The sequence below is a fragment of the Verrucomicrobiia bacterium genome (assembly GCA_035460805.1).
Classification (GTDB): Bacteria; Patescibacteriota; UBA1384; order CAILIB01; family CAILIB01; genus DATHWI01.
In genome coordinates, this window is record DATHWI010000162.1 from 1 (window position 1) to 10268 (window position 10268).

The following is a 10268-nucleotide window of genomic DNA, read 5'->3' on the forward strand; positions in this document are numbered from 1 at the left end:
GCATTGAAAGATAGGCTCTCAACGAGATCCTTGAGAAGGTAGTAAAGAAATTCCTCTAAAACAGATGATTGAAGGTTGGACCTTGAGTCAAAAGCTTCCGCATACTTTTGCTGGTCAATGAAAGTTTTATAGTCTTCAAAAAGATTAACTCTTTGCTGTAGGACTTCTATATCATTCGCCTGTTTAGTTGAGTATGGGCCTTTGAGTGCTAAGTTTGCTTCTTTCCATTTGTTATATTCTAATCTAACCTCAGCGATTAACTGAGTAGATACCTCGTCATTATATTTCCTAGAAGCCGATTCTTTTTGCGCTAAATTATTTCCGTGTACGAACATATATAGCCTTAGATGCTAATAGCTTAATTGTCTCTTTAAATTTTCTGCCAAAGCACGAGCCATCATAGGGGGAACAGCGTTGCCAATTTGGTTGTATTGACCTAAGTGTATATCGCCATAGCGGCCTTCCCTGGCTAAAAGGCTATGTGAAGGAGTTGTTGGTTTACCCAAGAATGTAAAACTGTCGGGAAATGACTGAACGCGTGCGCCTTCACGAGGTGTGAAATTTCGATCATCGTACGGGTGAACAAAATTTGCATAGAAAGAAGCGGCGATCGTGTGACAGGGCTTATCGGGATACATGCGGCGATTATTTTGTGAGTAACCGCTTCCTGATTTTTCTCCCTTTCCATTTCTTTTGAGAGGCATATGGGCCTCACTGAGTTCATCGCCTTTCTGCCCCCAAGTCATGCTCTTGAATCTCTCAACTAATCTTTTCGAATGTCGCATTGCACTGTGATTCTGCAGCGAATCGCCATTATCGCGCAGTAATCTTTGATATTCATTCTTTGGTTTTGAAGCATAGTGAGATGAAGCTTCTCCAGCCTCAATACTTGGAAGATCAGAAATTGCTTCCCATAAAGTGGGGCATCGAGGGAGATTGAGTAGATTTCCATCTATGCTATGAGTTGGCTCGGGAAAAAACTTGTCAATTTTCTTCAAAGTACCCACGAGTATAAAGCGGCGGCGAATTTGAGGAACCCCATAGTCAGTGGCTTGCAGTACCCTTTTCTCCGTAAAATATCCTAGCGCTTGCAGCTCGCTCTCAATAATATCTACGACAAATTCACCTTCACTAGTCTTCGCCTTTATAATATTGGGTACATTTTCCATAACAATTACACTGGGCTTGAATACTTTTCCCAGTCTCAGGAACTCCTTGAACAGGGAGTTTCTTGGGTCCTTTGGATCTCTTCCCTTTGAATTGGCAATTGAAAAACCCTGACAAGGTGGACCACCTAAAAGAATGTCAATTTGTTGTGGAATGGCATTAAGTAGCTTGCTATCAGGTATCTCAGTGATATCTCCCTCAATTACCGTTGAGGTTGGATGATTATGCTGAAACGTCTGGCATGCCCAGTTATCTATTTCATTTGCCCCAACAATATTAAAGCCAGCTTGGGCGAAACCTAAACTAAAGCCCCCTGCTCCAGCGAAACTGTCGAATACATTTTTCATCAGGGGCTTTGTATGGCTTTAGCTTGATACTAAAAACTTTTTGCACTGCTAGTCGATAGGCCCCCGGTTCCTGGCGCTATAGTTTTTGCGTGGTCTGTTCTCCACTCGCCATATCCTTCACTACCACTTCACCCTTCTCCACCTCCTGCTCACCCACAATAATGGCCTGCTTGGCCCTTACTTTCCCAGCCTGCTTCAACTGAGCGCCAACACCTTCTTTACCAAGGGCGGCATCTACAGACTTTCCTTCAGCCAATAACTTCGGCAATACCTCACGTTCCAAGTACCCACGACCAGCGGCATCGGCAGCTACCAGGAAATAGTCCGGCTTGGGCATCTCGGGCAGTGCAACGCCACTGTCCACTACCAGCTCGCAAATGCGGTCCAGGCCAATGCCAAAGCCAATGGCGCCCGTAGCTGGGCCGCCCAGTTTGGAAACCAAGCCGTCGTAGCGGCCACCGCCACCAACGGAAGCCTGCTGGCCTTCTATACCAGTTGGTACCCACTCAAATGTGGTGTGGCTGTAGTAGTCCAAGCCGCGTACCAAGAATGGGTCTTCCACAATCGGGATTCCCCACATGCCAAGTTGGCGGAGCACCTCGGCGTAGTGGGCTTTGCTTGCCTCGCCCAAGTTGTCCTTGAGGCGGGGTGCGGCATCGCATAAGCGCCGGTCCCCTTCATTCTTACTGTCCAAAATGCGCAGAGGGTTCTTGTCGAGGCGCTTCTGGGAATCCTCACTCAGCTGATCGCGGAATGGCATAAAGTACTCACGGAGAGTATCTACATACGCTGCGCGTTCTTCCGGTGTACCAAGGGTGTTGATCTTCAGCTCCACGCGGTCCCCAAGGCCAACTTCCTTATAGAACTGCCACATGGTGAGCAAGACCCAGGCATCGGCAAAGGGGGTGGCATCGCCAAAGAACTCTACGTCCAGCTGGGTGTGCTCGCGGTAGCGGCCCTTTTGTGGGCGGTCGTAGCGGAAGCAGTTGACGAAGCTCCACAGTTTCACTGGCTGGGGCCAGGTGTGCATGCCGTGCTCAATGAAGCTGCGGACAATGCCGGCTGTGCCTTCTGGGCGGAGGGCGTACTCTTCTTTGCCAGGCTCAGTCTCGATGCCGCGGACCAGGAAAAGTTCCTTGTCCATGACATCCGTCCCCTCACCGATTGAGCGCTGGAAGAGCTCACGGTTCTCGTACGTAGGGATGGTGATGGGTTGGAATCCCATCTGGGCCGCTACTTTTGCCGCAGCGCGGGTCACATGCGTCCACGCCGCTTGGTCAGCAGGTAGGATGTCGCGCGTGCCGCGTGGGCTTTGGATAGTGGCCATGGGATGGGGTTATTAGTTATGAGTACAATATCAGATCTGGAGGGCGAATCGAATAGTATTAAAAAAGACCACCCGGGGTGGGTGGTCATATGTTCTCGCAGCTTACGCCGTGGGATCGGGCTTGCTCAACACAAGGGTGAGCCTGTGGTCCGGATAACTGATGTTGCGGATCCGGAGCATCTCCCGGAAAAGGTCCTTGACCCCTTCGTCGCCGGTGATGGGCTTGGCCTGGCGTGTCTCCTCGTTGATGAAGAGCGGGGCTTCTGCGTCAGTGCCTTCGGGCACAAAGACATAGAGCACTTCTTTGCCGCACGGGACCGGCCGAATGAGGGAGGCTTCGATGAGGGTGACGATGATCCGGTAGACGCTTACCACGTCGATCTTGCCGCCTGTGTTGATGATCCACTCGTGCAGCCCGTAGGCAGACATGAGCTTGCCGGTGTTGGCGGCGAATGCCCGTGCCACCATGGTGCGGGGCATGGTAATGCGGTAGCCGAGGGCTCGGAGGGCCTTCATGAAGTAGTCGTCAGGACTTTCTTTGGGGGGTTGTTTAGCCATTTGTTCTCCAAGGGACGTACCATTTCTGGTGCGGGAAGAATATAGCCTCAATAAGCTACTGTGTCAATGATAAGAGGCTCTGGAAAAAAGCTTCTAGCTCCTCACGAGCGTGACTACTTGAGCGTTGATGGACAGCCCAACCCGTGGCGCATGCCAGGCGTGGCCGTGCCAGGTGGCACTCACTTTCCAACCAGGAGGAATATTGGCGGGGTCATCAAAAAGGCCTGAGTGGTTGTGGAGCGGGAGTGCGACACCAAATTCCTTTTGCGCCTGGACTTTGTACTCCTGGGTAATTTCGTCGAATGACAAAACCATGCCTGACTTGCACATCTCAGCCAGGTGCCAAATGAGCGGGAGTGGCTCTTCAACATAGTAGAGGCTGCTAAGGGCAACGCCCCAATCAAATTGCTCACCCCGCTGGTGGAGCTCCGGGATGACATCCTCAATCCGTCCCCAGTACCCTTTTTTGTACTTACCCTTAAGCACCGCTTCCACGAGCATGGAGCGGGCGGTGTCTATGCCGGTATAGGAGAACCCGGTTGGGAGGGCCTTGGCTACGGTTCCAGGGCCACAGCCTAAGTCTAAAATATGACCGCCCTTCACGTGGTGTGAGGCAAAAGATTCCTGCAAAGGCTTAACCAGGCCGTAGTTGACCTCCGGTGACGCCAGGAGCTCTGCATACTCCTCGGCGTCATCATAAAAGTGCGCAACTTTTTCACTCTCCTCCGCATCCTCATGGCGCTCGGGTTCAATGACCTCTATCGCAAGGACCATTAGTCCTCCGTGACTACCTTGAGTTTGCCGCCCGTGGCAGTAAGGGCAACTTTGGAGCGCTCTCCCTTGGCAAGGGACTCGATGACTACCGGTTCAATCTCATGGAGGAAGAGCTTGTCGATACTGCGCGCGCCGGACTCTGGGTCAAACTTTTCTACTGCCCAGTCAATGGCTGCGGGTGACACGGTAAACTCTAGGTTCCGCTTCTTAAGGGTAACCTTAAGTGTGGCGAACCGTTTCTGAACCAATTTCTTCACGATGTCGCGGGAGAGCGGCAGGTAGAAGAGGGTGCCAGACATGCGACCCAAGAGTTCTGGGCGGAAGAATTCCTCAATCTCTTTCTTGATGTGGTGATGGAGCTCCCCAGTCTTTTTGCTGTCATCGCCAGTACTAAATCCAACGCGGGCCGCTTGGTTAAAGCTTCGCATGCCAATGTTGGATGTCATGAGGATAATAGTGTGTTCAAACGAGATGTGCGTACCGGTGTTATCGGTCAGGGTGCCATCTTCCAAAATTTGGAGGAGCAAGTTGAAGACATCGGGATGGGCTTTTTCCACCTCGTCAAAGAGGACAACGGCATACGGCCGGCGGCGGACCTGTTCAGTAAGCGCACCACCTTGGTCAAAGCCAACGTAGCCTGCCGGTGCGCCAATCAGGTTGCTCATGCTGTGGCGCTCCGAATACTCGGACATGTCCACCTTAATGAGCGCCTTGGGGTCACCAAACACTTCGCGGGCTAGGACACGGGCGGTTTCTGTCTTACCGGTTCCTGTGGGGCCAACAAGCAAGAACGACCCGATAGGCTTGCCAGCAGGTTGCATGCCGAGCTGGGAGCGGAGCAGGGTTTGGCCAATAGATTCAATGGCAGTGTCTTGTCCAAGAATATGCTTCTTAAGGACCTGCTGCACCTTGCCAAAGTCTAATGGCTCCAAGCTGTTTTCAATATCGGCAACGGGAATGTTGGTCCGCTGTGCCAGTACTTGGCTGACATGGTTGCTTGTGACCTGGGGCGGCGCAGAGAGCTTGCCCTTTACCCGTTTCAAGTTTTGCAGCTCTTGCATGAGCTGTGTTTCTTTTTCAGAAAGCGCCTTGGCGTACTCGTACTCATCGTCACTCTGGGCATTCTCTACAGCCTCAATCTTCTGCTGGGAAACCAATGCAATTTCCCGCTGGATGTGGGAGAGCTCTGCATCTTCCACATATGGTTCTGCATGGAGTGTGGCGGCCTCATCCAAAACGTCCAACGCCTTGTCTGGCAGGAAGCGGTCATGAATGTAGCGGGTGGAGAGCTCTACGGCTGCCTTCAGGGCATCGTCAGTAAACTTGACCCGGTGGTGGCGCTCAAGCTCACGGCGCATGCCTTTGAGCATTTTGAGAGCCTCCTTTTGGTCGGGCTCACGGACATCCACAACTTGGAAACGACGGTCCAGCGCCTTGTCCTTTAGGATGTGCTTGCGGTATTCCTCGTAGGTGGTGGCGCCAATGACGCTAATCTCACCGCGGGCGAGGGCTGGCTTCAAAATATTGGCAGCATCAAAGCCACCCTCTGCACTGCCGGTGCCGGAAAGGGTGTGCATTTCATCAACAAAGAGGATGGTTTCGCCATCGTCCGCCACATCTTGGATGATGTTCTTGAGACGTTCCTCAAACTGGCCGCGGTACATGGTACCGGCGACCACTAGTGAGAGGTCCAATGCCAAAAGCCGTTTGCCAATGAGGGCCTTAGGCACCTCGCGCGCCATGATGCGCTGGGCAAGGGCGTCGACAATAGCCGTCTTCCCTACTCCTGGCTCACCAAGGAGAAGCGGGTTGTTCTTGCGGCGGCGGAGCAGGACCTGGATAAGCTGGTCCAATTCCTTTTCGCGGCCAATGACGGGGTCGAGCGCGTTTTCAGCGGCCAGCTCTGTCAGGTCTATGGTGTACTTCTCAACCTCGCTCCGCTCCTGGTTTTGGCGCTGGTCGTTCACGGTACCCTCCTGCTCTTTAGGCTGGTTAGATAGCATTGCTACGGACAAAAGCCATTCCGAAAGACGCCCAAGGACTTGGCTCGGCTCGGCACCTGCGCGCCGAAGCGCTTGGTGGCCGGTCAGCCGTTCGTCACGGGCAATAATGTAGAGAAAATGTTCCACTTCCACAAAGCTAAACCGGAACCGGGCTGCAAGCTTGATGGCCTCTTCTAAGAGAAGCTGCACTTCGGCAGACTCGGTTGTCGGGTCACTGCTCATGTCGGACGGGGCCGGCGTGAGCTGTTGGAAGAGCTGCTCGTAACTTACCCCGAGCGTTCGGAGCAAGTCTGCAGCGGGAGTATGGGCCTCAGCCAGAATGCCGAGGAGTACGGTGTCGCTCTGGACGGGACGAGCAAGTTGCTCGGCGATCCGTTGTGACTCCTCGAGAACAGCCTGGCTGCGGCGGCTAAAGCGACCGAAAATCGCTGCCATGGCTGAATCCTTTCTTGGTTACGCTTCCTTAGTCTCTTCTTCTACGGCTTCTGGAGCTGCAGCCTCTGGTGCTTCAGTCTCGGCGACTGGTTCAACCATGGCTTCCATAGCGTCGTCCAGGGTGGCTCCCTCTTCTGTTGCAGGAGTTTCTTCAATTGCTGCAGTTTCCTCGGCAACGACCGGGGTTTCTTCCTTGGTGGCTGGTGCTTCCTCGGCAGCTACTGGTGCAACCTCTTCATCACGGATGATGTCGATGGTGTAGCCAGTTAACTTAGAGGCAAGGCGGACGTTCTGCCCACCGCGGCCAATAGCCAACGATAGCTGGTCCATGTCCACTTCCACGGAAGCGTGCATCTTTTCAGCGTCAATGGTGAGGGCACGGACTTTGGCAGGAGAAAGTGCCTGGCGGATGAAGGTCTCTGGGTCGGCATCCCACAAAATGATGTCGATTTTCTCTTCACCAATTTCGTTAAGGACGGCCTGGACGCGGGTACCGCGCTGGCCTACGCAAGACCCTACTGGGTCGATGGCGTCGTTATCGGAGAAGACGGCCATCTTGGTGCGGGAACCTGCTTCGCGGGCAATGGCGCGGATTTCAACGGTGCCAGCCTGGATCTCCGGTACTTCAAGGCCAAAGAGGCCTTTGATGAAGCGGGAGTCGGAGCGGGAAACGATGATCTGAGGGCCACGTCCGCTCTCAGCCACTTCTTTCACAAAGAGGCGGATGCGCTGACCGGTGCTGTAGAATTCGCCGCGGATCTGCTCGCGAGGTGGCATGACGGCGTTTACCTTGCCGAGGCTTACCATGACGGTATCCATTTCAATCTGCTGTACCTGACCAGTAAGAAGTGCGTGCTCCTTCTCCTTGAACTCATCGTAGAGAATGTCACGTTCTGCTTCGCGGATACGCTGGACAATCACCTGCTTGGCTGTCTGGGCGGCAATACGGCCAAAGTCGTCGTGAAACTCGAGCGGGATAATGTGCTCGTCACCAACAATCAGTTTCTTGTCGATTTTCTGGGCATCCTCAATAGTCATCTGGCGCTCTGGCTCGTCTACAACCTCTTGGTCTTCTTCAAGCTCGACAATGTCGAATACCTGGAATACCTCAAAGTTAATGCCTTCACCACCGGTGTCTTTGAGTTTGACGCGGATGTTCTGGCCCGGTGTGCCGTAGTCGCGGCGATAGGCAGCAGCAATGGCAGCTTCAACCGTATCAATGACGCGCTCTTCAGGGATTCCCTTTTCAGCGCTGATCTGTTGAATGGCGGCCATGAATGGTGATAGTGCCATAGAAATGAAATTAGTTTAAAAAAGAAGCCGATTCTCATCGACTCCTGTACAAGGGCACTATAGGAAAAAGGCAGGTATGTGTCAATGAGACAGAACGGATAGTGGGCGGACACGCTTCTTGGTAAGATGGTGACATGATCACGTCCATCCTTATCGATGCCACTCATATTGGCACCAACCAGCCTACGGGTGTGGAGCGGTACGTTGACGCGCTTCTCCCCGTCTTGAGCGAAAAGCTTATGGCCGCAGGGGTGGATGTTACTTGGGTCAGCCACTATGACGAGCCAGCCCACCCGGCCGGGGTGAAGTGGATCCGTTCTGAGCACGTCCATGGCTGGGGCCAGTTTGCCGTGCGCCAGCTCATGCTGGATGGCAAATTTGACCTTTACTTTACGCCCTCTAGCATTGTGCCCCTAGGCGGTCTTTTCCAGCGCTCCATGACCATGCATGACCTGTCCTTTATGCGCTTTCCCAAGGCGTACAGTCCAAGCCAGCGCATACGGCTCGGCTGGTGGGCGCCCCGTGCTGCAGTACTGTCGCGCACAATTATTGTGCCAAGCGAATTTGTAAAAAATGACCTCATCCGCTTTTGGAAAGTTCCCACTAATAAGATAGAGGTGGCATACCATGGCCCAATTCCTCTCAGCGAGAAGGCAGTAACGGTGGAGGGTGTCAATCCGGAAAAGCCGTTCATTGTGTACATGGGCCGTTTAGAGGAGAAGAAAGGATTGACTCCCCTCATTCTCGCTTTCGTAGAGCTCGCTAAAAAGAACCCGGACTTGCAGTTGGTCCTTGCTGGTAAGGCTGGTGTTGGTGAGGATATTGTCCGCCGCACTGTGCGCGAGATGGACAGCGCTACTAACAACCGGATTATTTTGCCAGGCTATGTTTCCAATGAGCAGCAGCGCTGGCTCTATGATCACGCACGGGTCGTGGCCGTCCCTTCTCCCGCGGAAGGGTTTGGCTTTGGGGTATTGGAAGGTTTTGAGTCGAGTGTCCCAGTAGTCTGCAGTACCGAGGGTGCTGCCCCGGAAATTGGCGGCGATGCCGTCCTTAAAGCTTCAAACCTCCCTAGCTGGATTGGACTCCTGAATCAGGCCTTAGAGGATGAGCCTACCCGTTCCCGCCTTATTGCCGAGGGTAAAAAGCGCCTTACCCAGTTTAGCTGGGACAAGTCTGCGCAAGAGACGGCCGAAGCGCTCATAAGGGATTAAAAAACTCCCCGGCCTAGATTGACTGGGGAGGTTGGATGACGAGGTTGGCTAGGAACAGGAGGAAAACGAAGAGAAAGACGCCTGCGAGTGAGAGGCACATCTTTGCGTTCCACCTGTCTGCCCTTGCTAGATAAGGGATAGAAGCTTCATTTGCACTCTGGTTAAACAGATAGCCAAGTGTGCCGAGCGCCAAGGCGAGGCATGCGAAGCACGCCATGAAGATAAGGAATGGGATCAAAGGTACGGTCACGTCTCACCTCCGGAGATGTGCGGCTACTGTAGCGCATCGGGCGGTTTTGTCAATGAAAAGAGCCCCGGTTAACGGGGCTCTGAAGTCTTAGGATATGGGGCTTTCTGCGTAGGAAGCCTCTTCAATGGGGATGTCTCCCACCGAGCGGGCCACGCCTTTGAATGATTCCCGTACGTAGCGAACATCGTTCTCATGCAGCTGGAACTCATCCGTAGGGAGCCGGCGTCCTAGCATGAAGAGACGATCGGTTTTGCCTGCTTCGTCGAAATCGACATAGCAGTAAAAGGCCACTTCCGGGTATTTGACCATCTCTTGCTCGATTTCCTTCAAGTCATCGGCGAGATAGTAGTATGGGAGGCCTTCTGGAAGCTCCTCGCCATTGCGACAAATTGCCGAGCTGTAGAAGATATGGGCACCAAGCGTGGTGGCTACCATGCTCAGGCCAAAGAAGCGCAGTTTCTTTGCGTCAAGTTCGAAAACCGCAATGATCCCTAGCGCTTCAATGGATGGGAAGCTGGGCAGTACGGCATCACCTTGAATGATAAGCTTGCGAATGGCCTCATATGGCCCTGTCTTGTAGGGGTTGGGATTTGTTGGTGTCAAAGTAGTAGGCCTCCCACTTGGGGTGTGCTAGTTCTACCAGATTGGACGGTGGGTGTCTAGGAGTGCTTGCGCTTCGTGAGGCTCATGAGTGCTACGCAGGAGAAGACTACCACAGCCCGCCAGGCGCGTTTGGCATGCCCCGGCTCGGTAAGTGCACGGAAGAGCCATTCCAAATGTAATGCGCGGAAGAGTTTGGGCGCGCGCTTTTTCGTGGTGTAAAAACCAAAGGTCCCACCAATTCCAACCATGGTGGAGATGGGAAGGTCGCGGGCGGCATCTATCCACAACTCTTGCTTG

The 10268-nt window shown here is 53.3% G+C and carries 10 protein-coding genes; 1 reads left to right on the top strand and 9 read right to left on the bottom strand.

Annotated features, from left to right (window positions below; translation table 11 throughout):
• The 7 genes from VLA04_06630 to nusA form a co-directional block, all read right to left on the bottom strand.
• Positions 1-335, bottom strand: a 335-nt coding sequence (locus VLA04_06630) for a Bpu10I family restriction endonuclease (GenBank protein HSI21330.1), incomplete at its 3' end; no start/stop codon positions are given.
• Positions 336-350: 15 nt separating this feature from the next.
• Positions 351-1514, bottom strand: a complete 1164-nt coding sequence (locus tag VLA04_06635) for a DNA cytosine methyltransferase (GenBank protein ID HSI21331.1) — start codon at positions 1512-1514, stop codon at positions 351-353.
• Positions 1515-1590: 76 nt separating this feature from the next.
• Positions 1591-2841: a histidine--tRNA ligase gene (gene hisS, locus VLA04_06640; GenBank protein ID HSI21332.1), complete on the bottom strand. Its 1251-nt coding sequence runs from the start codon at positions 2839-2841 to the stop codon at positions 1591-1593.
• A gap of 102 nt (positions 2842-2943) precedes the next feature.
• Complete coding sequence (locus VLA04_06645) at positions 2944-3399, bottom strand: transcriptional repressor (GenBank protein HSI21333.1); 456 nt, start codon at positions 3397-3399, stop codon at positions 2944-2946.
• A 93-nt stretch (positions 3400-3492) separates the two neighbouring features.
• On the bottom strand, positions 3493-4173 hold the full coding sequence (locus VLA04_06650; GenBank protein HSI21334.1) for a methyltransferase domain-containing protein: 681 nt from the start codon (positions 4171-4173) through the stop codon (positions 3493-3495).
• Positions 4173-6611 carry an ATP-dependent Clp protease ATP-binding subunit gene (locus VLA04_06655; GenBank protein HSI21335.1) on the bottom strand — a complete coding sequence of 813 codons (2439 nt, stop codon included), beginning with the start codon at positions 6609-6611 and terminating at the stop codon, positions 4173-4175. The genes VLA04_06650 and VLA04_06655 overlap by 1 nt, the downstream gene beginning before the upstream one ends.
• 18 nt (positions 6612-6629) lie before the next feature.
• A complete protein-coding gene (gene nusA / locus VLA04_06660; protein ID HSI21336.1) occupies positions 6630-7904 on the bottom strand; it encodes a transcription termination factor NusA in 1275 nt (424 codons plus the stop codon).
• A 134-nt stretch (positions 7905-8038) separates the two neighbouring features.
• On the opposite strand from nusA, the gene VLA04_06665 reads away from it, so the two are divergent.
• Positions 8039-9118 (top strand): glycosyltransferase family 1 protein, encoded by a 1080-nt coding sequence (locus VLA04_06665; protein ID HSI21337.1) that lies wholly within the window; start codon positions 8039-8041, stop codon positions 9116-9118.
• Positions 9119-9455: 337 nt separating this feature from the next.
• On the opposite strand, the gene VLA04_06670 is transcribed toward VLA04_06665, so the two are convergent.
• Positions 9456-9971 carry a hypothetical protein gene (locus VLA04_06670; GenBank protein HSI21338.1) on the bottom strand — a complete coding sequence of 172 codons (516 nt, stop codon included), beginning with the start codon at positions 9969-9971 and terminating at the stop codon, positions 9456-9458.
• Between the two features lie 56 nt (positions 9972-10027).
• Positions 10028-10268, bottom strand: a 241-nt coding sequence (locus tag VLA04_06675) for a WecB/TagA/CpsF family glycosyltransferase (protein ID HSI21339.1), incomplete at its 5' end; no start/stop codon positions are given.

What these genes read in the sequence shown, in the direction of transcription:
- VLA04_06650 (HSI21334.1), bottom strand. Translation starts at nt 4,173, where the DNA reads ATGGTCCTTGCGATAGAGGTCATTGAACCCGAGCGCCATGAGGATGCG.
- hisS (HSI21332.1), bottom strand. Translation starts at nt 2,841, where the DNA reads ATGGCCACTATCCAAAGCCCACGCGGCACGCGCGACATCCTACCTGCT.
- VLA04_06645 (HSI21333.1), bottom strand. Translation starts at nt 3,399, where the DNA reads ATGGCTAAACAACCCCCCAAAGAAAGTCCTGACGACTACTTCATGAAG.
- VLA04_06635 (HSI21331.1), bottom strand. Translation starts at nt 1,514, where the DNA reads ATGAAAAATGTATTCGACAGTTTCGCTGGAGCAGGGGGCTTTAGTTTA.
- nusA (HSI21336.1), bottom strand. Translation starts at nt 7,904, where the DNA reads ATGGCACTATCACCATTCATGGCCGCCATTCAACAGATCAGCGCTGAA.
- VLA04_06655 (HSI21335.1), bottom strand. Translation starts at nt 6,611, where the DNA reads ATGGCAGCGATTTTCGGTCGCTTTAGCCGCCGCAGCCAGGCTGTTCTC.
- VLA04_06665 (HSI21337.1), top strand. Translation starts at nt 8,039, where the DNA reads ATGATCACGTCCATCCTTATCGATGCCACTCATATTGGCACCAACCAG.